Here is a 25,218-nt window from a genome sequence, read left to right as displayed (position 1 = left end):
CCTTTCCTGTTGCGTTACCCTCGCCTTGCCAGCGTCGCGCCGTCGGCGAAGTAGGCTTTAATCCCTGCCAGAATCGACTCTGCTACTTCCTGCTGGAATTTCGCCGTTTTCAATTTACGCTCTTCTTCGACATTACTGATAAACGCGGTTTCCACCAGAATCGATGGAATATCCGGCGCCTTCAGCACCGCGAAGCCCGCCTGCTCAACCCGATTCTTGTGCAGGTTATTAATGTTGCCCATCTTTTCCAGCACCGCCTTGCCGAACTTCAGGCTGTCGGCGATGGTCAGCGACTGCACCATGTCGAACATCGTGTGGTCGACGTAGCGGTCGCCGCTTTTGCTGACGCCGCCGATCAGATCCGAGGCGTTCTGGGTCTGCGCCAGATACTTAGCCGCGGTACTGGTGGCCCCTTTGGTTGACAGGGCAAACACCGACGATCCGCTGGGCTGACGGCTGGTAAAGGCATCGGCGTGAATAGAGACAAACAGGTCGGCGCGCTGCTTCTGCGCCTTGGCGACGCGCACCTTCAACGGGATAAAGACGTCCTCGTTGCGGGTCATATAGACCTTCATATTACCCTCTTTCTCGATCAGCGCGCGCAGCCGTCGGGCAATCTGCAGCACCACGTCTTTCTCGCGGGTGCGGTATTTCCCCACCGCGCCGGAGTCTTCGCCGCCGTGGCCGGGATCGAGCATGATAACAATGGGCCGATCGCGCCCGGCTTTACCCGGTTTAGGCCCGCTCTCCGCCGGCGGAACCTGCCGCTGAAGATCGCCTTTGTTGTAATCTTCAAGCAGCGCCAGCAGCGGATCCTGCACGTCGGTGGCGTTAGCGGGATAGAGGTCCATAACCAGACGCTCTTTAAACCCGGCGACCGGAGCCAGCGCGAACAGCTGCGGTTTCACGTTCTGTTTTAGCTCAAACACCATGCGTACGGTTTGCGGATCGAACTGCCCCACGCGGGCGGATTGAATATAGGGGTCGTCGCCGCGAATCTGCCCCCCCATGCCTTTAAGTACGGAGTTGAGATTAACCCCTTCCAGATCCACCACCAGCCGTTCAGGATTGCTGAGCGCAAACTGCCGATATTTCAGGATATGGTTGGACTCCACGGTCACGCGGGTGTAGGTCGACGATGGCCAGACGCGTACGGCAACCACCTGCGCCGCGGCAGCCAGGCCAACCGGGCTCACACTCATTAACCACATGGCGCCCGCCCCTTGTAAAAAACGGCGGCGGCTTAATCCTGACTTGTATCCCGACATGCCACTCCCAAGCAGTAAGAAATCATTCGTATTGAAAACAAACAGATTGACCGGAAACTTTAACGAAAGGCGTATAACCTGTCATCAATAAAAGGGTAAACAATCTTTGACACCCTGATTTGGCTCACACCTTTTTCCTGGCTCCGCCCAAAATTGGGGCTTGCGTTTGCCGGTAAAACAGAATAAAAATACAGTAATTACGAATAATCATGCATTGAGGTTGTGTCATGGTGAAGGAACGTCGCACCGAACTGGTAGAGGGATTCCGCCATTCTGTCCCCTATATTAACGCCCATCGGGGTAAAACGTTTGTCATCATGCTGGGCGGAGAAGCCATTGAGCATGATAATTTCTCTAGTATTGTCAACGACATTGGTCTTCTTCACAGTCTGGGCATTCGCCTGGTGGTGGTCTATGGCGCTCGTCCGCAGATTGACGCCAACCTGGCGGAGCATCGCCATGAGCCGGTTTATCACAAACAAACCCGAGTGACTGACGCCAAAACGCTTGAGCTGGTTAAGCAGGCGGCGGGTATGCTGCAGCTGGAAATTACCGCGCGCCTGTCGATGAGCCTCAACAATACGCCGCTGCAGGGCGCCCACATCAACGTGGTCAGCGGCAATTTCATTATCGCGCAGCCGTTAGGCGTGGATGACGGCGTGGATTACTGCCACAGCGGGCGCATTCGCCGCATTGATGAAGAAGCTATTCACCGCCAGCTGGATAACGGCGCGATCGTGCTGATGGGCCCGGTTGCGGTGTCGGTCACCGGCGAAAGCTTTAACCTGACCTCCGAAGAGATTGCCACCCAGCTGGCGATTAAGCTGAAAGCCGAAAAAATGATTGGCTTCTGCTCATCGCAGGGCGTTTACAACCAGGATGGCGAGATCGTCCCCGAGCTGTTCCCCAACGAAGCCCAGGCGCGGGTTGAAGAGATGGAAGCGGACGAAGACTACAGCTCCGGCACCGTGCGCTTCCTGCGCGGCGCGGTAAAAGCCTGCCGCAGCGGCGTGCGTCGCTGCCACCTGATCAGCTACCAGGAAAACGGCACCCTGCTGCAGGAGTTATTCTCACGCGACGGTATCGGCACCCAGATAGTGATGGAGAGCGCCGAGCAGATCCGCCGCGCCACCATTAACGATATCGGCGGCATCCTTGAGCTGATTAGCCCGCTGGAACAGCAGGGCATTCTGGTGCGGCGCTCGCGCGAGCAGCTGGAGATGGAAATCGATAAATTCACCATTATTCAGCGCGACAACACCACTATCGCCTGCGCCGCGCTCTATCCTTTCCCGGAAGAGAAGATCGGCGAAATGGCCTGCGTGGCGGTGCATCCGGATTACCGCAGCTCATCGCGCGGCGAAGTGCTGCTCGAGCGTATTGCCGCGCAGGCGAAGCAAATGGGCCTCAGCAAGCTGTTTGTGCTCACGACCCGCAGCATTCACTGGTTCCAGGAGCGCGGATTTACGCCGGTCGACGTCGACCTGCTGCCGGAAAGCAAAAAAGAGATGTACAACTATCAGCGCCGCTCCAAGGTGCTGATGGCCGACCTGGCCTGATTCTCTCCCCCGGAAAGCGCACGGCTGACCGGGGATAACATCACCGGGCGGAAAAGATATCCGCCAGGCCGCTGCGCCGTTCGGTACGTGCGACAACTGCCTGGGTCAGCACCTGCTCATCGGCATAGATCGACAGCTGCCATTTGGCACGCGTAATAGCGGTATAAACCAGCTCGCGGGTCACCAGCGGCACGCTGCGCGATGGCAGAATCAGCGCCGCGTGATCGAACTCCGACCCCTGCGATTTATGCACCGTCATCGCCCAGGCGGTATCGTGCTCCGGCAGACGGCTTGGCTGTACCGACTTGATGCTGCCATCGGGCATCGGGAACCAAACGCGCAGGCCATCGTCTCTTTCCAGCGCGATACCGATATCGCCGTTAAACAGCCCCAGCGCGCTGTCGTTGCGGGAAATCATCACCGGACGGCCTTCATACCAGCGCGAATGGCGCGGCAGAGCAATCGCCCGCTTGCGGTTCAGCATCTGCTCCAGCTGTTCGTTCACGCCGCTGACGCCATAAGGGCCATCGCGCAGCGCGCACAGTAGCTGAAACTCGCTAAAGGCGGCGATCAGCTCTGCGGGCTCGGCCCGTTCACGCAGCAGCTGCAGAAAACGGCCGTAGCCCGCCTGCGCCTGAACGAGCATCGCTTCATACTCCTCGGTGGAGCTCAGCGGATGCAGGGCGATATCGTCGAACGACTGACGCAGCGTCTCCCTGACCGCGCGGCGTTCACCTCTGTTCACCGCCCAGGCCAGATGGCCGATACCGGAGTGGCGGCCAAAACGGTAGCTTTTTTGCAGCAGGCACAGGCTGTCGCGCAGGGCGCCGGCAATCTCGCTTTCGCCTGCCGGCACCGGCTGACCGGTCAAGCGGCCAAGCTGCGCCGCCCGCGCCGGGGTGAACCCTGCATTAACCCACGCGCAAATATCTCCCAGCACCGCGCCGGCCTCTACCGAAGCCAGCTGATCGCGGTCGCCAAGGAAAATCACCCGCCCGTGTTCAGGCAGCGCGTCGATCAGACGCGACATCATCGGCAGGTCAATCATTGAGGCTTCATCCACCACCAGTACGTCAAGATGCAGCGGGTTCCCGGCATGATAGCGCATCCGCTGGCTCCCCGGCTGCGCGCCCAACAGGCGATGGAGGGTACTGGCTTCGGTCGGCACCAGCGCCTTTTGTTCGTCGGTAAGAGGGAGGCGGCGCAGCGCCGCGCCGAGGGATTCGGTCAGGCGCGCGGCGGCTTTACCGGTCGGCGCCGCCAGACGAATACGGCAGCGCGGGCTGGCGTTGGTTTGAATCAGCGCCGCCAGCAGTTTGGCGACGGTGGTGGTTTTACCGGTCCCGGGGCCGCCGGAGATCACCGAAATCCGTCGGGTCAGGGCAACCGCGGCAGCGACCTTTTGCCAGTCGATTTCATCCCCTGGCGGAAACAGCGCGTCGAGCGTCGAGGCCAGCCGGGCTTCATCTACCTCCAGCACCTGATTGGCTTCGTTAAAGAAGCGCGCGACGGTTAATTCGTTGCGCCACATGCGGTTGAGATAGAGCCGTTCGCCGCAGAGGATCATCGGCGTCGGCCGCTCACCGCGGCTCACCGCTTCCGAATCGAGCAGCAGCGGCAACCAGCTCTCCGCAGCGCCGGTTAGTTCAAGGATTTGCTCGCTCAGAGCCGTTGTCTTTGCGCTCAGGAGCTCATCGTCGGCAAGACGTGAAATCGGCAGGCAGACGTGCCCCTCTCCGGCATCGCGGCTGAGAATGGCGGCGGTCAGCTTCACCGCCGGGTGCGCCTCCTGCGCCACCATGAGCGCAAACTGAACGTCCAGCGGGCGCAGCAGGCGCTGCTCAACCGCCTGCAGCAACAGTTCATCCATGGTCATAGCACAACCTCCTGGGTTTCCCCGGCAAACAGCGCATCAAGGCCATCAATCAGCGGCAGCGCCGGTCGGGTGGTGAAGATCCCCTGCCCGCCGTCCTGCCCGTCCATGCCGCGCAAAAAGAGATAAATAACGCCGCCGAAATGGCGTTCGTAATCATAATCGGCAATACGGTGGCGTAAATAGCGGTGCAGCGCCAGGCTATAGAGCTGATACTGCAAATCGTAACGATGCGAACGCATTGCCTGCCTCATCGCTTCCTGGGTATAGGCCTCGCGGTTTTCCCCAAGCCAGTTGGATTTGTAATCCAGCAGGTAGTAGCGGCCGTTGTGGCGAAACACCAGGTCGATAAAGCCTTTCAGCATACCGCGCACCTGGCGAAAATCGAGCGTGGGGGTATCGACGGAGAGCGGATCGTACTGCCGAATCAGCGCATCCAGACGCAGGGGATCCAGCGGCTGTTCGATGGGCAGATAAAACGCCATCTCCACCTGTTTATCACGCGCGCTAAGCTGATTGAGGGCGATCTCCGCGCCAGGCAGAGGGGTTCGCAGCACGCCGTCGAGCCATGCGGTTAGCACCGGCGTCCACTTTTCCTCGAAGCCGCTCAGCTGGAGTTTTCCCGCCATCCAGTCGGCGGGAACCGGCTGGGTAAAATCGAGATCTTCGAACAAACTGTGCAGAAACGTCCCCGGCGACGCACCGCGCGGGAACTGGTGCGGCGTAAGCTGCGGCTCCTCCACGACCTCACCGACGCCGGCGGCATCGACGTCCAGTCGCGGCAGAAGGTCCTGCGCCGCGCTGTGTCCATTCTGCTGCAGGCCGGAGTAACTGGTGACCCGCCAGTCATCGGTCACCGACCGCTCGAGCATACGGGCTGAAAGCGGCGGCAGCGCCGCCTGCGGAGCCTGCCACGGCGTCTGCGCCGCCATATCCGGCAGCTGCAGGGCAATGTCCCCGCTGCAGAACGCCTGCAGGCGCGCCATCAGCCCCGCGGCATCCATCGCTTCCCCATCCTGCAGTAGGCGGCCCAGCGCGCTGTGATGAAAATCGCTGGCGCCGGGTTTGTCGCTGCGTCGGGTGCTGAGCGGCGCCACGCCAAGGCTACAGTGCCAGACCGCGCGGGTCAGCGCGACGTAAAGCAGACGTAGGTCTTCGGCCAGACGCTCGGCCTCCGCCAGCGCCATGCTGCCCTCATCCTGGCCCAGGTCAAGAACGGCGGCAAAGGAGCTTCTGTCGTGATAAAACGCCTGATCCTGCTTACGGAACCGCGCGATAAACGGCAGCCAGACCAGCGGATACTCCAGCCCTTTCGATTTATGGATGGTGACGATCTGCACCAGATGCTTGTCGCTTTCCAGCCGCATCTGCTGGCTGGAGGCGTTGCTGTCCGGTTCGGCGATATGCTGCGCCAGCCAGCGCACCAGCGCATGTTCGCTCTCCAGCTGGTTCGCCGCCTCCTGCAGGAGCTCGCTGATATGCAGAATATCGGTCAGGCGTCGCTCGCCGCCGTTGGTCGCCAGCAGATTTTCAGCGATGCGCCGCGCGCTCATCAGCGCGCGCAGCATCGGCATGACGCCCCGCTGCCGCCAGAGTTGCCGGTAGCGGCTAAACTCCTCAACCAGCTCATCCCACGCCCGTTCGTCGTGATTGAGATTTTCGATATCCAGCGCGTTAAGACCAAACATCGACGTCGCCAGCGCGCTGCGCAGCGTATTTTCGCGCTCGGGAGCCAGCACCGCCTGTAGCAGCCACAGCAGCTCCTGCGCCTCCGGCGTTTCAAACACGCTATCGCGATTGGAGAGGTACACGGAAGGAATCGACAGCAGCTGGAGGGCATCGCGGATTAAAGACGCTTCCTGGCGATTACGCACCAGCACAGTGATGTCTGAAGCCCGCACCGGCTCGGCTTTTTCACCGCGCCACAGCAGCGCCTTGCCCTGTTGGCCGGCGCTGAGCCAGTCGCGGATTTGCGCCGCGCAGAGCTGAGCCATAAACGTCTGGTAATCCCCCGCGCCCACGGCCTCGCCCGACATCAGCCAGATATTCATCGCCGGTATCGCAGCATCATCGACGGTAAAGCGCAGCCCCTGGTTTTTATCGGCCGACTTCACCGGCATAAACGGGATTTCGCGGAACATAAAGGGGTTATCGCTGAGACTAAACAGGCGATTGACGCTGTCAACCATCCCCGGCGCGGATCGCCAGTTGGTGTCGAGCGTATAATGGGCGGTGACGTCCCCGCGCGCCTTCATATAGGTGAAAATATCCGCGCCGCGGAAGGCATAGATAGCCTGTTTGGGGTCGCCAATCAGCAGCAGCGCGGTGTCCGCCTGACGCCGCCAGATGCGGCGAAAGATGCGGTACTGCTGCGGGTCGGTATCCTGAAATTCGTCGATCATCGCCACCGGAAAGCGCTGGCGAATCGCGCTGGCCAGCGCTTCGCCGCTCTCCCCGCGCAGAGCGTCATCCAGGCGGCTGAGCATATCGTCAAAGCCCAGCTCGCCGCGGCGGCGCTTCTCCCGCGCGACCGCTTCGCGGATTTCAACCATCGCCCTGGCGATCACCAGATCGGTCAAGGTTAACGGTGACGCCAGCAGCGCTTCTACCGCGCTGAACAGCGGGTGTACCGGCGGCGCGCCGTCGGCTTTGGTACGCTCAAGCAAGAAGGCCTGGGAGAACTTTTCCAGCGCATCCGGAAGCTGGTAGCTCAGGGTCTCTTCCTCGGCCCAGGCGGTCACTTTCTCCAGCCATTTCCCCTGATTGCCGCGATTGAATTTGCGCCGGTCGAGGCCCGAGTTTTCCAGCACTGCCTCAACCTCGCCCACCTGCGCCAGCCACTGCTGCTTCAGCGCGTTGATACGCTCGATAATTTGCTGATGGCGTTCGGCCAGCGTTTCATCAGCCGACGGCGGAGATTTAAGCTGCGGCGCCTCCCCCTGCAGCCAGCGGTCGATGGATTTCAGCAGGTCGCGCGGCCCTTTCCACGCTTCGTGGATAACCGCCGCGATTTCGCGCGGCAGCGGGTAGCAGTGGCGACGCCAGAAGTCGGCGCAGGCCTGATAGCGCAGGCGGGATTCGTCTTCAATCAGCTGCTGTTCGAACAGCATGCCGGACTCAAAGGCATTGAGGCTCAGCATTCGCTGGCAGAAGCCGTGAATGGTAAACACCGCCGCTTCGTCCATCTGGCGTTCGGCCAGCAGCAGCGTTTGCGCGGCCTGGGTTTTATCGGCAATTTCCGCCAGCAGCCCGGCGTAAAGCGGGTTGTCGGCGCTGTCGCGCAGGCAGGCGATACGCAGCTCATGGATGTTACTGCGAATACGCCCGCGCAGCTCTTCGGTCGCCGCTTCGGTAAAGGTCACCACCAGCAGCTCTTCCACGCTGACCTGCCGGGGAAAGGCGGATTCACCGCCCAGCCCCAGCAGCAGCCGCAGATAGAGCGCGGCGATGGTAAAGGTTTTTCCGGTGCCCGCAGAGGCTTCTATCAAACGCTCGCCCGTCAGGGGCAAGCGCAGGGGGTCAAGAGACTCAGCGGTGTCGGTCATTCATTCTCTCGCATCAGGGGTAAGGATTTCTGCAATGCGCTGACGTTCTCCCAGACTTTGCCATCCTGCGGATGCGCGTACTCCGCCTTGCCATTCTGGCTACCGGAAACCTGGGAGAGAATTGCCATGCCCTGCGGATCCACCACCGTCTGATGGAAGAGGTCGGCAAGCTTTTGCGGCGTCAGCAGTTTAATCTGAGCCACTACTTTATCACGTGAATCGAAGCGCATATTACCGCGATCGAAATCTTTGCTCAGCTTCGATGCTTCATCGCCGAGAGTCTGCGGCGCCTCCAGCATCTGGCCAATCACCGCCTGCTGAATCTGCGCAAACTCTTCCGGCTTCATCGCCCGCAGTTTGGCTTCCGCCGTGGGGAAGAAGGCCTGGAAACGCTGCCAGAGGTAAGCCGGCTGCTTATCGTTGCTTTGCAGCAGGAAGCCCATCCCCCACTGGCGGCCAACGTTCATCGAGAAGGCGAAGACCGCGTAGCCCAGCTGTTCTTCCGTACGCAGCTGGTTATAGAACCACGGCTGGACGATTTGCCCGAGAAGCGAGCTGGCTGCGGAGCTGGCGTATTCGTCAACGTTCGGCGGCGCGAAGACGGCGGCCAGCGCGGAATCGGTGCTGTTGCCCGCTTTTTCAAAAATCTCCAGCTGTTTGCGGTCGACCAGCACATCTTTGTTGCGGCACCACTCGTTGCCGTCGGCGCCCAGCTGTTTTTGGATCTGCCGCGCCATGGCGGTGGATTGATCGGCGGTGAGATTACCGATGACCATCAGCTCCGGTCGCCCCTTCGCTTTGAGATTAGCGCGGTACTCCAGCACCTCTTTCAGGGCGATCGACGGCAGCAGCGCCCGCCGCTCTTCACGCTGGAAGTACGGTACCTGCGAAACCATCTGAATCGGCATGATCGCCTGATCGTAGGCTTTGCCTTTATCCGCCGAATCCATCATCTGGGCGTACCAGGATTTGGCCTGCTCCAGCTGTTCTTCGGTTGGCGTATAGCTGAAGTAGCCGTCGAGCAGGGCGTTAAACAGCTCCGGCAGATGCTGGGTATAGCCGTTGGCGTTAACCATCAGGCCGTTATTCGCGCCGGTAGAGAAGCTGATGCCGCCGACCGCCGCCTGGTTGCTGAGCTGGTCGAGCGCGATACCCGCCAGGTAATCATTGAGCGCAAATATCACCTGGCGGCGGGCGCTGTCCATCGCCTGCGGGTTGCGCAGCACCAGCGAGATATCCGCTTTCGGTTCGCTGGCGAAATACTGGCTCGGCGCGTAAATCACCCGCAGCGTCGGTTCATCAACGATCAGCTGCGGATGCGGGTAAGCCTTGTCGCTTTTGATTAAGCTGAAATCATCCGGAATATAGGGGTTCAGCACCGGCAGCTTGAGGTCGATGGCGCTGGACTTCTGCTGCCAGTCGGCAAAGGTCTGCTCGCTGATTTTATCCACCTGATAGGGCGCATTGACAAAGTAGGCGGTCTTGTTATGCGGCTCTTTCGGGCTGATGTACCAGATGCGGGCGTTTTGCGGCGTCATCATCGCCAGGCGGTCTTTTATCGCCTGCGGATCGTAGCGATCGGCAATGTTGACCACGTCCAGGGTATGTTCGACCGGCACGCGGATCATGGTGTCCGCCAGCCATTCGACGTAATCCATATTGCGGTTGATGGACGGGTAGCGGAAGTCGAGCGCCAGCACGTGGGCCAGTTCATCAAAATAGCGTTTATCAATCCCCTGGCTGCGCAGCAGATTGAGGTAGCTGAAGATGGCCGCGGTAACTTCATCGCGGTGCGCCAGCCCTTTGTCCGTCAGGGTCGCGGATATAGCCAGCACCCCGCTGTTGCCGTTGACCACCGGGTCGGAGTCCGCGCGAATGCCTTCAACCAGCCCCTGCTTTTGCAGCCAGTCGGAGAGCGTGCCGGGGCTGCGGTTACCGATCATGTAGGTCACCAGCTCATCGGTTTTGCTGCGGAACTTGTCGCTATTGTTATCAATGCGGAATTCCACGCGCAGCACTTTGCGCGGCATCGCCGGGACGTAGTGAATGATGATGCCCTTTTGCGCATCGGTCACCACTGGAACGGTAATCTCCGGTTTGCTGATATCGTGGTTCGGTACGCGACCGTAGGTGGCCGCCGCGATGCTCGCCAGCTCCGGCAAAGGCTTGTTGCTGTAGATCACCGCTTTCATCAGGTTGGCGGAATACCAGCTATCGCGGAAAGCGTGCAGGGCATCAAGCACCGGTTTGCCGGGCTTGTCGCTCAGCGTTTCAAGGTTACCGCCGGAAAACTGCGAGCCGGGGTGCGCCGGGTTGATGGTTTCCGCGCTAACCTGCGCCATCCGCATCCCGTCCCGGGTACGCGCCATCGTGAGCTCGGCGTTGACCGCATTACGCTCGCGGTCGGCATATTTTTTATCCAGCAGCGGCGCGGCGATGGCGTCGGCCAGGCGATCGACCGCGCCGTCGAGGGCATCGTTTTCCACTTCAAGATAGAAGGCGGTGCGATACGGCGCGGTGCTGGCGTTGTGGCTGCCGCCGTGCATTTTGAGGAACTCGGCGAGGCTGTCAGGCTGGGGATACTTTTTCGACCCCATCAGCGTCATATGCTCCAGGAAGTGGGCCAGCCCCTGATGCTCGGCGGGATCCTGCAGCGATCCCACGGGAACGACCAGCGCCGACAGCGATTTTACCGCCTGGGGATCGGAAACCAACAAAACCACCATGCCGTTATCGAGGCGAATCGCCTGATATTGACGGGTATCTTTGTCGCTTTTACGGATGGTTTCCTGGATCGGTTGCCATCCGGTGTCTGCCTGACTTAACGGCGCCCAGAGGGCGGCCAGTAAAACAATAACCTTGAACCATAAACTGCGGGGCATTCACGGACCTCATCATTAACAAACCTGGCGCTGCACAATAGGCAGCCTTTATAAAACATCAGTCCGTGATTCGTTGCGCATCATAAATGAACAGCCGTCCAGTGCGCAATTTTTATACTATTACAATGTTATTCGGACTGATGGAAACGAAACACCGGTAACAAATAACGCTGCGTTTGCGTCAGGATCTCTTCATAGTATTCTGGTTCCAGGGTGCGCCACAGGCGCTGATACCAGACGTCGGCGCCTTCACCGCTGACCACCATGTTCCCTTCATAAGCCTGAAGAAATTTACTGCGCGCTTTTTGCTGCGTCTCTTCGTCCATTAACATGACATCCTTTTCGGCGTCATAACAGACTTTTAGCCATGCGCCGCCGCTTTCCGGCAGCAGCAGCAGCGGTTTGGACATTCCCTGCAGGTAGCCGTCAACCAGATCGTTGAGGTAGCCCTGGGCCTGCTCCTGCGCCAGCGGAGGAAAACGCCACTCGCCCTCTTTACGCACAAACAGCCGACTTTCGCCGGTACCGCCGCTAGCACAATAGACAAGATGCTCCAGCCAAAGTTGCATCCCTTGGGCCACGCTTAATAGCGAAGGCCGCCAGCGCAGCAAACCGTCGGATTGTACCTGCTGCAGCCAGCCAGTTATGTTGACTCCGTTGCATTGCAGATCGATTTCCATGCTTTGCCCCGGCTGGCGGCAGGCGATTACCCGTTCGGCCAGGTTTTGCATCTCCTGACGCTGGGTTTCCCAGGCCAGCTCGCCGAAAGCGCCGTAGGGTAGCTCGCCGGCGGCGCGGAAACGGCGATACATCACCGAGGCGTCCTGCTCTTCAATCAGGGTGTTGAGCAGCTGCTGGTTCAGCTGATAGCGGCTCAGCCCTTCGAGGATAAAAGGTTCATCGTCGGGGATCTCGCTCTCCTCCGAGCGGAAATTCACCCGCAGCCGCTGCTGAAAGAAGGCGCGAACGGGGTGCTGCCAGAAGCGCAGCAGCTGTTCGAAAGGTAAGTGATCGATGTCCGGCGTCGGCAGCGGCTGGATGAACGCGCCGTGCGCTTCCCCCTGCTGGCTTGCGGCCGCCAGCCATTCCCGGGCATAGCTTTGATCTTCATTGGCCAGAAAATTAGCGGCATCGAAAGGCATGCGTGTATGCAGATGCGTGATGTGCTCTTTGACCCGCCGTTCGCTGGCATCGCAGTCCAGCTCTTCGTCCCCTTCCAGGCAGTGGCTCTGGCCGATGTAGTCCGCCAGCTCCTGGACCAGAACGGAGGGATAGCGTTCACTGTTATCCTGAATAGAACGGCCGATATAGCTGATGTACAGTTTCTGCTCGGCCGACATCAGGGCTTCAAGAAACAGATAGCGGTCGTCATCGCGACGGCTACGGTCCCCGCGCTGCGGCTTCTGGCTCATTAAATCGAAGCCCAGCGGCGCCAGGGTGCGCGGATAAACGCCGTCGTTCATCCCCAGCAGGCAGACCACCTTGAAAGGAATCGAACGCATCGGCATCAGGGTACAAATATTGACCGGGCCGGCAAGAAAGCGCTGGCTGATACGCTGCTGATCGAGCCTCTGGGACAGCTCATCGCGGAGTAGCGACAGCGGTACCGTTTCGCCATACTGCGCGTCGACGCCGCCGTCAATCACCGCCTGCCACTGCTGTTCTATCAGCGCCAACGCGGCCTCCGTTTCGCTGTCCGGAAGGAAGAAGTCGTTTAGCAGGTCGCGGCATACCGGCAGCCACTCGGCTAATGGGCGATCCTGGGCCAGCCCGCGACGCCAGAGATTGAGCTGCATCAGCAGCGACGCCAGGTTGCCCACCAGCTCGGCGATAAGCCCGCTCGACTCATCATAAGGCAGAACCGAGCGCCACTCCCCTTCGCTGCTGTCCATGGCGTAGCCCAATAGCATACGCGTCAGACCAAAGCGCCAGGTATGCTGGCCGGTCGCCGGGAGGTCGAGCTCACGCACGTTGTCGTCATCCATTCCCCAGCGTACGCCGGATTCGTTAACCCACTGGCGCAGGTAGCGCAGCCCCTCTTCGTCGATGTTAAAGCGCGCGGCCAGTACCGGAACGTCGAGCAGCGCCAGCACGTCTTCGCTGGCGAAGCGGCTGTCGGGTAGCGAAAGGAGAGTGATAAACGCCTGCAGCGCCGGATGCGATTCGCGGGCGCGCCGGTCGGATATCGCCCACGGCAGCCAGCGCTCGCCGCTGGCGCTGCCGAAGACCGCCTGGATATAGGGGCTGTAGCTATCGATATCCGCCACCATGACGATAATATCGCGCGGGGTGAGTTCGGGATTATCTTCCAGCATCGCCAGCAGCCGATCGTGCAGCACCTCAACCTCGCGCTGCGGGCTGTGACAGACATGAATCGTCAGGCTGCGGTCGTCCGCGGCCAGCAGCCGCTTGCTGCCGCTGTTGGCAAACTCCTCGGCGCTGCGACCGGCCACCGCCGCATTGCGCAGCTCAAGAATATCCGCCTGCAGATTATGCAGCAGGTTATCCGGCGCGATATCGACAAAGGCGTCCAGCTCTTCATAGCGCTCAAGACCCGCCAGCAGATAAATATAGTCGCGCCCCAGCTTGCCCCAGGAGGCCAGCAGCGGATTACCCACATCCTGCTCCCCGGCGTCGTTGAACAGCCCCGGAGCCTGTTCCGTATCGCGAAACAGCGGCAGCGCCCGCGTCGTTTCGCGGTGGTGGCGCCGCTGGCGGGACAGCAGCTTCGCGAGAAATGCCGGGTCTTTAATGTCGCCCCAGTAATAGCGACACGGGTTGGTGAAGAGGACATAGACGTCGACATGCTTACCCAACGCCTGTAGCGCCTGCAGGTATACCGGCGGCAGCGCCGAAATCCCGCAGATAAAGACTCGCGACGGCAGCCCGGCAGGCGGCTCTTCGGCCGCTTCAAGCGCGCTGATAAAGCGTTGGTACAAATTGGCGCGATGCCACAGCGGCTGGCCCAGCTCGGCGGTATATTCCACCAGAGCTTTCCACAGCGGCGCCTGCCACTCCTGCGCATCGCCCAGGCCGTCCACGCGCTGGTCGGCCTCCCAGCGCATCAGCCACTCGGGGCGATAAACCAGATACTGGTCATAGAGATCGGCGACTCTGGCGGCCAGTTGGAACAGCTTACGCTTGTCGCTATCGTCGTGCAGGTAGTGGCGCAGTAGCGTAAAGGATTCATCATCAAGCCGCTGCGGTAGCAGGGTCATCAGTTTCCAGCTCATACTTTGCTTGCTGAACGCGCTTTCTCCGGGAATATCTTTCAGTACCCGCACGAACATATCCCAGATAAAGCTGGCGGGCAGCGGGAACTCAATGTTGGCCGCGATGCCGAAGCGCTGCGCCAGCGTCATCTGCAGCCACTGCGCCATCCCGGTACTCTGCACCAGCACCATTTCCGGCATAAAAGGGTCATCCAGCCGCTGGCGCTCGACGATAAACTCCATCAACGCTTCAAGCACATCCAGACGGTTTGAGTGGTACACCCTTAACATATTCGCTCCTGGCTACTGACTGACCGGGCAATGCAGCCGGGTCATCTGCGCCCGCCTGGCTGCGGGCATGGTGATCGTTACCGTGATGCTGACACATCTTTGCACCGATGTCTGCATACGGGATATCTGGCGATTCGCGGGAATCACCGGTGGGCTAAGCTGAGCGAATCGCCACGCATCGCGCCACAGCTGACGGTACTGGTTGAGCTGCATAAAGCCGTTGGCCAGCCCGCGCTGATAGCCCGCCAGCGCGGTCACGGTCACGATCAGCAGCACCAGCGCCAGCAGCGTTTCCGGCAGGCTAAACCCTCTCTGCCGCCTCAGGGCATCTGACATAAGCTCGCCTCCTTTAACGGACAAAAATCGCTCCAGCCGTGAGTCGAAAAGCGGACCCGGTTTTGTTCAACCGCGCCGGTTTGCCACAGCAGCATGTCGCCGCTGCCGCCGATCAGCAACACCGAGGCGTCGCTGAAGATCCGCAGGCAGGCGCGCCAGCCGAGCGCGACCTCCTGCTGACAGCTCACCGCTTCCCGCAGCGGCCAGGAGAGCCCCTTCCCCCACTGCAGCGCGGAATGCGCGCCGGCGGCATCGCGAAGCGCCTGCGTTTCGCTGGCCGTCTGCGCTAACAGCGAACGCTGCTGCTGGTTCAGCCCCTGGAGTAATAAACTGCCGAGCGCTAACAGCAGCAGCACCATCAGCAGCGAAGAGAGCCCGCGCTGGCGATTCACAGGTTATATCCCGTCACGGCGTATTCCGCCCGCGCGCGGATTTGCGGGTCGGCGACCGAGTGCGCCGCCAGCGTAATCGATAATTCCGGCGAGAAGCCCGCCCTCTCCAGGCGCGTCACCTGAAACGCGGTGACCTGAATCGCCGCCGGGTTGGTCATTTTCTCCCAGCCCTTACCGCTACAGGCGCTTGCTCCGCGCAGGGTTTCCAGCGCGCCGTCGCGCAGGCGGAACCCGGTGGTATCCGCTTCCGACGGCGGTGCGCTATTCCAGACGCCATCGCTGTTGCCGTCCCAACTCACCAGCAGGCAATCACCGCCGCCTGCGATATATAGCGCCTGCCCGCGACAGAAGCCACGGCAATAGCCGGCGCGCTGCAGATGCTTCGCTACGGTGTAGATTCGCTGCCAGAGCTCGTTTTCCAGCGACTGCTGGCGGGTCTGGCGAAATGTAGCCCACTGCAGCGCCGGGAGAAAACGCGCGCTGCCGAGCAGCAGCACGGAGCTGATAGCCATCGCGATCAGCGTTTCCGGTAGCGAAAAACCGCGGCATGTTACAGGCATGATGCCGTCTCCTCGCCGCGACAGAGGCGGATTCGTCCCCAATTTGAAACGATTATGTTCCAGCCGCCGGCCGCGCTTTGCAGGCGGATATGTCCGGCCCAGGCGGTATTACGCAGGCCATAAAATCCCAGCCCCGGCGTCATCGCGCTGAGCGAAACCTCCGGCCAGAGCGGTTGCAGCGTGAAAGCGTTCCTGACGCTACAGTCGGCCATCGGCCCGCTGGCGCTCAGGCACCAGCCCGCCGCGCCCTGGCCGATGCTTAACACTCTATCGCGGTTGTGCCAGTTGGCGTCATCGCGTAGCAGCACCAGGTAGTCGCGGACCTGACAGGCGGTTTGCCACAGGCGCTGCTGCCGTTGCCAGCTCTGCCAGCCGTACAGCCCGCTGGCGCCAAGAATGACGACCACGACCATCGTGACCAGGGTTTCAATCAGGGTGTAGCCATGTTCTCTGTTCATGGCCCGAGTATGCGCAGCATTGAGGCTTTATTCGAACGGTAAAATACGGGTTTGCGTCGCGCTTCGGAGAGTATTTATGGTATTGCAACGGGTTGCAGAGACGCAGGAAACCTGCTCGCAAAAACGCCGTCTGGCAGTGGGTTACCGCACCGTTTGGCCTGGCTGGCGCATAAAAAAACCGGCGCTCGCAGGCGCCGGTTTTCGTCGTCACTTCCGGGTTAAATCGCCACTGGCGCTTTAATCCCCGGGTGCGGGTCGTAGCCTTCGATTTCGAAGTCTTCAAAACGGTAGTCGAAAATCGAAGCCGGCTTGCGTTTGATGACCAGCTTCGGCAGCGCGCGCGGTTCGCGGCTCAGCTGCAGGTGCGTCTGCTTCATGTGGTTGCTGTACAGGTGCGTGTCGCCGCCGGTCCAGACAAAGTCGCCCACTTCGAGGTCGCACTGCTGCGCCACCATATGTACCAGCAGCGCGTAGCTGGCGATATTAAACGGCAGGCCGAGGAACACGTCGCACGAGCGCTGATAGAGCTGGCAGGAGAGCTTGCCGTCGGCGACGTAGAACTGGAAGAACGCGTGGCACGGGGCCAGCGCCATTTTGTTCAGCTCGCCGACGTTCCATGCCGAGACGATAATCCGACGCGAATCCGGGTCGTTTTTCAGTTGTTCCATCACCGTGCTAATCTGGTCGATATGACTGCCGTCCGGCGCGGGCCAGGAACGCCACTGCTTGCCGTAGACCGGCCCCAGATCGCCGTTTTCATCCGCCCACTCGTCCCAGATGGTGACGTTGTTTTCGTGCAGATACGCCACGTTGGTGTCACCCTGCAGGAACCACAGCAGTTCATGGATGATGGAGCGTAAATGACAGCGCTTGGTCGTCACCAACGGGAATCCTTCCTGCAGGTTAAAACGCATCTGGTGGCCGAAGATAGAGACGGTGCCGGTACCGGTGCGGTCATTTTTTTGCGTGCCCTCGTCGAGCACTTTCTGCATCAAATCAAGATACTGTTTCATGGTTCCTCAAGAATTTTGTTGCTGCGGACGACAACGGTACGCCCAGACCATCATGATGATACCCGCAAGCACCATCGGGATCGAAAGAATCTGCCCCATGCTGATGTACTGTACCCAGCCGCCGGTGAACTGCGCATCGGGCTGGCGGAAGAACTCCACGATGATGCGGAACAAACCGTAGCCAATCAGGAACAGACCGGAAACCGAACCGGCCGGACGCGGCTTGCGGATAAACAGGTTCAGGATCAGGAACAGCACGACGCCTTCCAGCGCCAGCTCATAGAGCTGCGAAGCGTGACGCGGCAGCGCGCCGTAGGTATCGAACAGCGATTGCCACTCAGGATGCGACGGCAGCAGCGCCAGATCTTCCGCCCGAGAGCCGGGGAAAATCATGGTGTAGTGGAAGTTCGGATCGACGCGGCCCCACAGTTCGCCGTTAATAAAGTTGCCCAGACGCCCGGCGCCGAGGCCAAACGGAATCAGCGGCGCAATGAAGTCGGAAACCTGGAAGAAGGTGCGCTTGGTGCGTTTGGCGAAAATGATCATCACCAGAATCACGCCGATCAGGCCGCCGTGGAAGGACATACCGCCGTCCCAGACGCGGAACAGATAGAGCGGATCGTCGAGGAACACCGGCAGGTTGTAGAAGAAGACATAGCCAAGACGCCCGCCGAGGAAAACCCCGAGGAAGCCGGCGTACAGCAGGTTTTCCACTTCGTTTTTTGTCCAGCCGCTGCCCGGACGATTGGCCCGACGGGTGGCCAGCCACATCGCAAAAATAAACCCGACCAGGTACATCAGGCCGTACCAGTGGAGGGAGACCGGTCCAATGGAAAAAATTACCGGATCAAACTCCGGAAAATGCAGGTAGCCACTATTCATCTGTCACCATAAACACTTGTTATTCCGCCGAAAGTGGACAGCGGGGATCGTTCGCGCGCGTTTGAAACGGGCGCTCCAAAAGCTGCGAATGATAGCATAAGCGCGAAGGGCGATCCGCGCCGGACATGTAAAAGATATGTATACGAATGCGAATACGCGGCTGAGCATTCCCGGAGGCGGCGCGCTGCGCCTGTCCGGGCTACCCAACCCGCAAACTGTAGACTCCGCTACCGGCCGCCGCGAATCAGGCCGCCGAGTCCGCGTCGCTCCATAAAAGCCGCGACCTGATGGCGCACTTCGGCGGTCATCTGCGCGTCCAGGCTACGTTGGGAAAGCTCCTGAGCCTCATTAATATCGATACGCCGCAGCAGATATTTCACCCTCGCCACCGAACGACCGTTCATCGACAGATGGCGATAGCCCATCCCGATCAGGATCGTCACGCACATCGGATCGCCCGCCATTTCGCCGCACAGGCGCAGGTCGATACCAAAACGCTCGGCGTCGCGGGCAATCATCGCCAGCGCCCGCAAAACGCCCGGATGCAGGCTGTCGTACATACTGGCGACCCGGGTATTGTTGCGATCCACCGCCAGAATGTACTGGGTCAGGTCGTTGGTGCCAACGGAGATAAAATCGACGCGATTCGCCAGCTGCGGCAGCATAAACACCATCGACGGCACTTCCAGCATCACGCCGAGACGCGGACGGGGAATGGCGTAGCCGATCATCTCTTCCACTTCGCGGCTGGCGCGATCGATCAGGCGACGGGCCTCATCCACTTCATCGAGACTGGTGACCATCGGCAGCAGGATACTGAGGTTTCCGGTCGCCGCGTTGGCGCGCAGCATCGCGCGGACCTGCACCAGAAAGATCTCCGGCTGATCGAGCGTGATCCGAATTCCGCGCCAGCCAAGGCACGGATTCTCTTCGCTGATCGGCATATACGGCAGCTGTTTATCCGCCCCGATATCCAGCGTGCGCAGGGTGACCGATTTCTCGTTGAACATCTGCAGCATGCCCTGATACTGGGCAACCTGCTCCTCTTCAGACGGGAAGCCGCTTTGCAGCATAAAGGGGATTTCGGTACGGTAAAGGCCGATACCGTCGACGAAATTGCCGAGCTTTTCTTCGTGCTCAGGGCTGAGGCCCGCGTTGAGCATCACTTTTACCCGCTCGCCGCTTTTCAGTTCAGAAGCGCGTTCAAGATCGTCCTCAGCCAGGCGACTAAGCTCGTTCTCTTCGCTGATCAGGCGCTGATACTCTTGCAGCAGCACCGGCTCCGGGTCGACCAATAGCTCGCCGCGATAGCCGTCGACAATCAGGGTATGCCCGTGCAGCAGCGAAGGCTGAATATCCGCGCCCATTACCGTCGGGATCCCCAGCGCGCGCACCATAATCGCGGCATGCGAGTTGGCCGCGCCATCGCGCACCACCACGCCGGCTAAACGATCCTGAGGAACCTCCGCTAAGGTGGTGGCCGACAGTTCATCCGCCACCAGTACGATACGCGCCGGCCAGGTGTTTGGCCCCTGAATACTATCATCAAGATGGAAAAGCAGCCGCTGGCCCAGCGTGCGCAGATCGCCCGCGCGCTCTTTCAGATAGCCGTCGCTGAGCGCGGCAAACTGTTCGGCAAACTTCTCGATAATCTTCTTCACCGCCCATTCGGCCACCGCGCCTTTATCGACTTCGGCGAACAGTTCGCGGCGCAGACGCGCGTCGGAAAGCAGGTGCGAATAGAGGTCAAAGATGGCCGCCGTCTCTTTTTGCGCGCCGGCAGCGTAGCGCTTGCTGTAGCGGCGAAATTCGTTCGCCGCCTCTTCCAGCGCGCCAGTCAGCCGCTCGCGCTCGGAAGCGGTATCGAGCGTCGAGGCTTCATACACCTGCTCCATCAGCGGCAGGCTGACGTCCATCCAGCCTTCGGCAATCGCCACGCCTGACGAAGCGGGCAGCGCGCGGATGCGGGTCTGACGATATTGACCAAACAGCGCGTTTAGCTGGGACTGAGAGAGAATGCCGGCGATTTGCGTAGCCAGGGTGACCAGAAATGACTCTTCGCTTTCGTCAAACTGGCGCAGTTCGCGCTGCTGTACGACCAGCACGCCGAGCAGCTGACGCCGCTGGATAATCGGCACGCCGAGGAAGGCGCGAAAACGGCCCTCTTTTACTGCGGGAATGTATTTAAAGCTGGGGTGCTTTTGCGCGTCGGCGAGGTTAATGGGTTCCGCCAGGCGGCCCACCAGCCCCACCAGACCTTCGTCAAAAGCGAGCGCAACGATGCGCCCGCGGGGCTTTTTCAACCCGCGCGTCGCCATCAGGTAATAACAGCGTCGGTCATTGTCAGCCAGATAAACCGAACAGACTTCCGTCTCCATCGCGGCGCAGATATCGGTGACCAGGATATCCAGCGCCTCGTTTAAACGCGGCGCACTCGCGACCTTCTCGACTATTTCTCGCAACCGAGTGAGCATAATGTGCGTGGCTTAACCTCTTTTACGTCGATATGCAGGCGCGCTTTGCGGCTTAGGCGTGCTTTCCGCCAGCGCCATTGTGACGCTGGCGAACTCTTTCATCACCCTGCGGTATACGTCGCGCTTAAACGACACCACCTGGCGCACCGGGTACCAGTAGCTTACCCATCGCCAGCCATCAAACTCAGGTGTACTGCTGGTTTGCATATTGACATCCGCATCGCTGCCGATCAATTGCAGGAGAAACCACTTCTGTTTCTGGCCGATACATACCGGCTTTGTGTCCCAACGCACCAAACGTTTAGGCAATTTGTAACGCAACCAGTTACGGGTTGAAGCAAGGATCCGCACATCTTTACGGCTTAACCCCACTTCTTCGAACAATTCCCGATACATCGCCTGCTCTGCTGATTCTCCTGGATTTATGCCCCCTTGCGGGAACTGCCACGAGTGCTGACCATAGCGCCTGGCCCACATAACCTGGCCCTGGCGATTACAGATTACAATACCGACATTTGGGCGGTAGCCATCGTCATCAATCACCGGACTACCTCAAAATAAGCTTCAATGTGAATGATTGTTTCACACTCGCTGGAAACGGTAAACCACTCTGTGAGAGCGATGAGTTCGAATAACATTTGAATAACTCACAGTAATACCCAGAGTTATAAACAGCGAAAGCCATACCCGGACGATTTTATTCACTTTTTCTGTGGATAGAGTTGTGAAGAAGTATGGAATTAACCAGGGAAAACCCGGAATCATCCGAACGGCGTAGTCATAACCCTTAATAATAATGACCTAATTTTCATTATGTTAGCATGTTTAAATTTCATAATTCACAGTATAACGTGATGATCATCACATAAGCGATCCTGGAACTGATGAAAGATCGAGCAATGTTGGTTTTATCCACAGATTACGCAAGCGAGCTGGGCATATTTTGTCTAAAAACTCGATTTTCCTCTCACGTCAAGGCTGTAAATGGAAACAGTAGTGGGGCTTTTCCCCAGTTATCCCATTTTTCTGTGGATAACAGGGTGTAAGATCCTGTTCATTGTCGGTGACCAGTTCTGGAAAACCCCGTTTCACCATTTTCACCGCGGCAAAAAAACGAAAAAAAAGTCATACGAATCATCAAATTGTCATACTTACTCAAGAAAAGGTAAACTCTATCCACAACGGATGAAATTACTGCTCACTTTTTAGTCAGAGGTTTTACGTTATGCCGACCATCGCGCCGCTCTTATCCCCTCCGCAAAGCCAGGAGCAGCTTCTGGCTCAGGCGCAGCAGCTGGCAGGCTATTCGCTGGGTGAACTGGCCCAGCTTGCCGGGATTCCGATTCCGCGCGATTTAAAACGCGATAAAGGCTGGATCGGCATTCTGCTGGAGATATGGCTGGGCGCCAGCGCAGGCAGCAAGCCGGAGCAGGATTTCGCCGCCCTCGGCGTCGAGCTGAAAACGATCCCCATCGATTCTTCAGGCCGCCCGCTGGAAACCACCTTCGTCTGCGTCGCGCCGCTCACCGGCAACAGCGGCGTGACCTGGGAGAGCAGCCACGTGCGCCATAAGCTCAAGCGCGTGCTGTGGGTGCCGGTAGAGGGCGAGCGTATGATCCCTTTGGCCGATCGCCGCGTCGGCGCTCCGCTGCTGTGGAGCCCCAGCGAAGAAGAAGATCGCCAACTGCGGATGGACTGGGAAGAGCTGATGGATCTGATCGTGCTTGGCCAGGTCGAACGCATTACCGCCCGCCACGGCGAAGTGCTGCAGCTGCGCCCGAAAGCGGCAAACAGCAAAGCGCTGACCGAGGCCGTAGGCGCCCGCGGCGAGCCGATCCTCACCTTACCGCGCGGTTTCTACCTGAAGAAAAACTTTACCGCCGCCCTGCTGGCCCGCCATTTTCTTCTCTCCTCCTAAATAACGGCCTGCAGATGATTATTTTTTTGTTCTGTCGTGACGGTTGCATATAATCGCATCTTTCTATTTTGCAGGACTTTGAACGATGTTATTTGCATGGGTAACCGATCCTAACGCCTGGCTGGCGCTTGGTACGCTGACGCTGCTGGAGATAGTGCTCGGGATCGATAATATTATTTTCCTCTCTCTGGTGGTCGCTAAGCTGCCCACGGCGCAACGGGCTCACGCTCGCCGCATTGGGCTAATGGGTGCGATGATCATGCGTCTGGCGCTGCTGGCGTCAATCGCGTGGGTCGTCAAGCTCACTAATCCGCTCTTTACCGTGCTAGGCCAGGAGATCTCGTTTCGCGATCTGATCCTCCTGCTGGGCGGGCTGTTCCTGATCTGGAAGGCGAGTAAAGAGATTCACGAATCGATCGAAGGTGAAGAAGAAGGGCTGAAAACCAACGTCCATTCCTTTATGGGCGCCATCGTGCAGATTATGCTGCTGGATATTATTTTCAGTCTTGATTCGGTGATCACCGCCGTCGGGCTATCAGACCATCTGTTTATCATGATGGCGGCAGTGGTCATCGCGGTGCTGGTGATGATGGTCGCCGCCCGTCCGATAGGCGATTTTGTTGACCGCCATCCGTCGGTGAAAATGCTGGCGCTGTCGTTTTTGATCCTCGTCGGCTTCACGCTGATGCTCGAAAGTTTCGACGTGCACGTGCCGAAAGGCTACATCTATTTCGCGATGTTCTTTTCGATTGCGGTTGAAAGTCTCAACCTGCTGCGCAATAAAAAAAATCCGCTGTAGCCCGCTAAAATGCAGCCCTGAAACGGGCTGCAATCCTTTTTTAAGACTTAACTGCTTTTTATGTCTCATAAATCAGGCTATTAATATACTGGTACGAGGTGCGGCTATAATAGGGGTGATAACGATGAAAAAATGGGCAGTATTGATTTCCGCCGTAGGACTGGCGTTCTCGGTTTCCGGTTGCAGCAGCGATTACGTCATGGCAACCAAAGATGGTCGCATGATTCTGACCGACGGTAAGCCCGCCATAGATGACGATACCGGCCTTATCAGCTACGAAGATCAGCAGGGTAATAAAATGCAGATCAATCGTGACGACGTTTCGCAGATTATTAAACGTTAAGACCCGCCGACAGGCAGCGATGTCTCCTTTATCGCCGGGTTGAGCAGCTTTCATTATTCTTCAGATTTAAGAAAAGAGTCGGGACATACCGGATCTGCCCGCCAGGATTAAGCGGGCCGGAGCGCGTCAACCCGGCTTTTTTGATTTTTTACTTCCCCTTTTTCTCCCCCTCTGCCATTTTTATATTCCTTTGTCGGGGAACGCCTGACCTTGTTGATAAAAAAAGGAAGCCGGCTATGCAGTATCACCGTATCCCACACAGTTCTCTTGAGATCAGCACGCTGGGGCTGGGCACAATGACGTTTGGTGAGCAGAATAGCGAGGCAGACGCGCACGAGCAGCTCGATTACGCGGTTAGTCAGGGCATTAACCTGATTGATGTCGCTGAAATGTATCCCGTCCCGCCGCGCCCGGAAACCCAGGGCCTGACGGAAACCTACGTCGGCAACTGGCTGGCGAAGCGCGGCAATCGCGAAAAGCTGGTTGTCGCCTCTAAAGTCAGCGGCCCTGCCCGCAATAACGACAGCAGCATTCGTCCTGACCACAAGCTGGATCGCAAAAACATCCGCGATGCTCTGCACGACAGCCTGAAGCGTCTGCAGACCGATTATCTCGACCTCTATCAGGTCCACTGGCCGCAGCGCCCGACCAACTGTTTCGGCAAGCTGGGCTACACCTGGGCCGATTCCGCGCCGGTCGTCACCCTGCTGGATACGCTGGACGCGCTGGCCGAATTCCAGCGCGCCGGTAAGATTCGCTATATTGGCGTCTCCAACGAAACGGCGTTTGGCGTGATGCGCTATCTCCATCTGGCGGATAAGCACGATCTGCCGCGCATCGTGACGATTCAGAACCCGTACAGCCTGGTGAACCGCAGCTATGAAGTGGGGCTGGCGGAAGTCAGCCAGTATGAGGGCGTTGAGCTGCTGGCCTATTCCTGTCTGGCGTTCGGTACGCTGACCGGGAAATACCTCAACGGCGCGAAACCGGCGGGCGCGCGCAATACGCTGTTCAGCCGTTTTACGCGCTACAGCGGCGAGCAAACGCAAAAAGCAGTGGCGGCCTATGTCGATATCGCCAGGCGGCACAATCTTGATCCGGCGCAGATGGCGCTGGCCTTCGTGCGTCGTCAGCCTTTTGTCGCCAGCACCCTGCTCGGCGCAACGACCATGGAGCAGCTTAAGACCAATGTCGAAAGCCTGCATCTGGATCTGAGCGCAGAGGTTTTAGCCGAGATTGAAGCGGTGCATCAGGTTTATACCTACCCGGCGCCGTAAGGCCGTAAAAGTGCCCGGATTGCGGCTAACGCCTTATCCGGGCTACTCCCTCTGCGCTTAGCCGGGGATATTTCCCGTACCCGGGCGACGAAATTGCGCAACCGCGCTGGCCGCTTTCCCGGAGGCGATGCTGCGC

18 protein-coding genes are annotated in these 25,218 nt (G+C 59.1%); 5 read left to right on the top strand and 13 right to left on the bottom strand.

The annotated features are described in order from the left end of the window. Positions 1-14 precede the first annotated feature (14 nt). Positions 15-1,268 (bottom strand): N-acetylmuramoyl-L-alanine amidase AmiC, encoded by a 1,254-nt coding sequence (gene amiC, locus GUC22_RS04620; protein ID WP_004124560.1) that lies wholly within the window; start codon positions 1,266-1,268, stop codon positions 15-17. 227 nt (positions 1,269-1,495) lie between these two features. On the opposite strand from amiC, the gene argA reads away from it, so the two are divergent. Beyond that, complete coding sequence (gene argA, locus GUC22_RS04615) at positions 1,496-2,827, top strand: amino-acid N-acetyltransferase (protein ID WP_004105227.1); 1,332 nt, start codon at positions 1,496-1,498, stop codon at positions 2,825-2,827. 40 nt (positions 2,828-2,867) lie between these two features. Here the strand turns inward: argA and recD are convergent, their stop codons facing one another. The 12 genes from recD to rppH all read right to left on the bottom strand — a co-directional run bounded on the left by recD (position 2,868) and on the right by rppH (position 21,288). Beyond that, positions 2,868-4,703, bottom strand: coding sequence for an exodeoxyribonuclease V subunit alpha (recD, locus tag GUC22_RS04610; RefSeq protein WP_160183360.1), 1,836 nt, complete (start codon positions 4,701-4,703; stop codon positions 2,868-2,870). Continuing rightward, a complete protein-coding gene (gene recB, locus GUC22_RS04605; protein WP_131930510.1) occupies positions 4,700-8,245 on the bottom strand; it encodes an exodeoxyribonuclease V subunit beta in 3,546 nt (1,181 codons plus the stop codon). Before recB ends, recD begins: the two co-directional genes overlap by 4 nt. Beyond that, positions 8,242-11,127, bottom strand: a complete 2,886-nt coding sequence (ptrA, locus tag GUC22_RS04600) for a pitrilysin (RefSeq protein ID WP_131930509.1) — start codon at positions 11,125-11,127, stop codon at positions 8,242-8,244. Before ptrA ends, recB begins: the two co-directional genes overlap by 4 nt. A gap of 128 nt (positions 11,128-11,255) precedes the next feature. Next, a complete protein-coding gene (recC, locus tag GUC22_RS04595; RefSeq protein WP_131930508.1) occupies positions 11,256-14,630 on the bottom strand; it encodes an exodeoxyribonuclease V subunit gamma in 3,375 nt (1,124 codons plus the stop codon). A gap of 12 nt (positions 14,631-14,642) precedes the next feature. After that, on the bottom strand, positions 14,643-14,966 hold the full coding sequence (locus GUC22_RS04590) for a prepilin-type N-terminal cleavage/methylation domain-containing protein (protein WP_004132691.1): 324 nt from the start codon (positions 14,964-14,966) through the stop codon (positions 14,643-14,645). After that, the gene (locus GUC22_RS04585) at positions 14,951-15,358 is read right to left on the bottom strand and encodes a DUF2509 family protein (protein ID WP_131930507.1); all 408 of its coding nucleotides are present in this window, start codon (positions 15,356-15,358) and stop codon (positions 14,951-14,953) included. The genes GUC22_RS04590 and GUC22_RS04585 overlap by 16 nt, the downstream gene beginning before the upstream one ends. Then, positions 15,355-15,918 (bottom strand): prepilin peptidase-dependent protein, encoded by a 564-nt coding sequence (locus GUC22_RS04580; RefSeq protein ID WP_131930506.1) that lies wholly within the window; start codon positions 15,916-15,918, stop codon positions 15,355-15,357. Before GUC22_RS04580 ends, GUC22_RS04585 begins: the two co-directional genes overlap by 4 nt. Next, the gene (locus tag GUC22_RS04575; protein WP_049099731.1) at positions 15,909-16,376 is read right to left on the bottom strand and encodes a prepilin peptidase-dependent protein; all 468 of its coding nucleotides are present in this window, start codon (positions 16,374-16,376) and stop codon (positions 15,909-15,911) included. The genes GUC22_RS04580 and GUC22_RS04575 overlap by 10 nt, the downstream gene beginning before the upstream one ends. A 218-nt stretch (positions 16,377-16,594) precedes the next feature. Next, positions 16,595-17,389 carry a thymidylate synthase gene (gene thyA, locus GUC22_RS04570; protein WP_131930505.1) on the bottom strand — a complete coding sequence of 265 codons (795 nt, stop codon included), beginning with the start codon at positions 17,387-17,389 and terminating at the stop codon, positions 16,595-16,597. Between the two features lie 6 nt (positions 17,390-17,395). Continuing rightward, complete coding sequence (gene lgt / locus GUC22_RS04565) at positions 17,396-18,271, bottom strand: prolipoprotein diacylglyceryl transferase (protein WP_004124587.1); 876 nt, start codon at positions 18,269-18,271, stop codon at positions 17,396-17,398. A 227-nt stretch (positions 18,272-18,498) separates the two neighbouring features. Continuing rightward, entirely contained in the window at positions 18,499-20,745 is a 2,247-nt protein-coding gene (gene ptsP / locus GUC22_RS04560) for a phosphoenolpyruvate--protein phosphotransferase (protein WP_160183359.1), read from the bottom strand. A 12-nt stretch (positions 20,746-20,757) separates the two neighbouring features. Then, positions 20,758-21,288, bottom strand: a complete 531-nt coding sequence (rppH, locus tag GUC22_RS04555; RefSeq protein ID WP_004124593.1) for an RNA pyrophosphohydrolase — start codon at positions 21,286-21,288, stop codon at positions 20,758-20,760. Between the two features lie 682 nt (positions 21,289-21,970). Between rppH and mutH the strand changes: the two genes are divergently transcribed. The 4 genes from mutH (at position 21,971) to GUC22_RS04535 (ending at position 25,082) form a co-directional block, all read left to right on the top strand. Next, positions 21,971-22,663 carry a DNA mismatch repair endonuclease MutH gene (gene mutH / locus GUC22_RS04550; RefSeq protein ID WP_142476539.1) on the top strand — a complete coding sequence of 231 codons (693 nt, stop codon included), beginning with the start codon at positions 21,971-21,973 and terminating at the stop codon, positions 22,661-22,663. Between the two features lie 85 nt (positions 22,664-22,748). Then, entirely contained in the window at positions 22,749-23,462 is a 714-nt protein-coding gene (locus GUC22_RS04545; protein ID WP_004132983.1) for a TerC family protein, read from the top strand. 124 nt (positions 23,463-23,586) lie between these two features. Further along, positions 23,587-23,805, top strand: a complete 219-nt coding sequence (locus GUC22_RS04540) for a YgdI/YgdR family lipoprotein (RefSeq protein WP_004105255.1) — start codon at positions 23,587-23,589, stop codon at positions 23,803-23,805. Positions 23,806-24,041: 236 nt separating this feature from the next. After that, a complete protein-coding gene (locus GUC22_RS04535; RefSeq protein WP_024358550.1) occupies positions 24,042-25,082 on the top strand; it encodes an NADP(H)-dependent aldo-keto reductase in 1,041 nt (346 codons plus the stop codon). The last annotated feature ends 136 nt before the right edge of the window (positions 25,083-25,218 follow it).

This window comes from Klebsiella sp. MPUS7, assembly GCF_009905335.1.
GTDB lineage: Bacteria > Pseudomonadota > Gammaproteobacteria > Enterobacterales > Enterobacteriaceae > Klebsiella > Klebsiella grimontii.
Note: the sequence above shows the minus strand (reverse complement) of the source record. Positions and strands in the feature narration are given on the sequence as shown.

Coding starts and splice junctions, on each gene's coding strand:
- amiC (WP_004124560.1), bottom strand. CDS start 1,268: ATGTCGGGATACAAGTCAGGATTAAGCCGCCGCCGTTTTTTACAAGGG.
- argA (WP_004105227.1), top strand. CDS start 1,496: ATGGTGAAGGAACGTCGCACCGAACTGGTAGAGGGATTCCGCCATTCT.
- recD (WP_160183360.1), bottom strand. CDS start 4,703: ATGACCATGGATGAACTGTTGCTGCAGGCGGTTGAGCAGCGCCTGCTG.
- recB (WP_131930510.1), bottom strand. CDS start 8,245: ATGACCGACACCGCTGAGTCTCTTGACCCCCTGCGCTTGCCCCTGACG.
- ptrA (WP_131930509.1), bottom strand. CDS start 11,127: ATGCCCCGCAGTTTATGGTTCAAGGTTATTGTTTTACTGGCCGCCCTC.
- recC (WP_131930508.1), bottom strand. CDS start 14,630: ATGTTAAGGGTGTACCACTCAAACCGTCTGGATGTGCTTGAAGCGTTG.
- GUC22_RS04590 (WP_004132691.1), bottom strand. CDS start 14,966: ATGTCAGATGCCCTGAGGCGGCAGAGAGGGTTTAGCCTGCCGGAAACG.
- GUC22_RS04580 (WP_131930506.1), bottom strand. CDS start 15,918: ATGCCTGTAACATGCCGCGGTTTTTCGCTACCGGAAACGCTGATCGCG.
- GUC22_RS04575 (WP_049099731.1), bottom strand. CDS start 16,376: ATGAACAGAGAACATGGCTACACCCTGATTGAAACCCTGGTCACGATG.
- thyA (WP_131930505.1), bottom strand. CDS start 17,389: ATGAAACAGTATCTTGATTTGATGCAGAAAGTGCTCGACGAGGGCACG.
- lgt (WP_004124587.1), bottom strand. CDS start 18,271: ATGAATAGTGGCTACCTGCATTTTCCGGAGTTTGATCCGGTAATTTTT.
- ptsP (WP_160183359.1), bottom strand. CDS start 20,745: ATGCTCACTCGGTTGCGAGAAATAGTCGAGAAGGTCGCGAGTGCGCCG.
- mutH (WP_142476539.1), top strand. CDS start 21,971: ATGCCGACCATCGCGCCGCTCTTATCCCCTCCGCAAAGCCAGGAGCAG.
- GUC22_RS04545 (WP_004132983.1), top strand. CDS start 22,749: ATGTTATTTGCATGGGTAACCGATCCTAACGCCTGGCTGGCGCTTGGT.
- GUC22_RS04540 (WP_004105255.1), top strand. CDS start 23,587: ATGAAAAAATGGGCAGTATTGATTTCCGCCGTAGGACTGGCGTTCTCG.
- GUC22_RS04535 (WP_024358550.1), top strand. CDS start 24,042: ATGCAGTATCACCGTATCCCACACAGTTCTCTTGAGATCAGCACGCTG.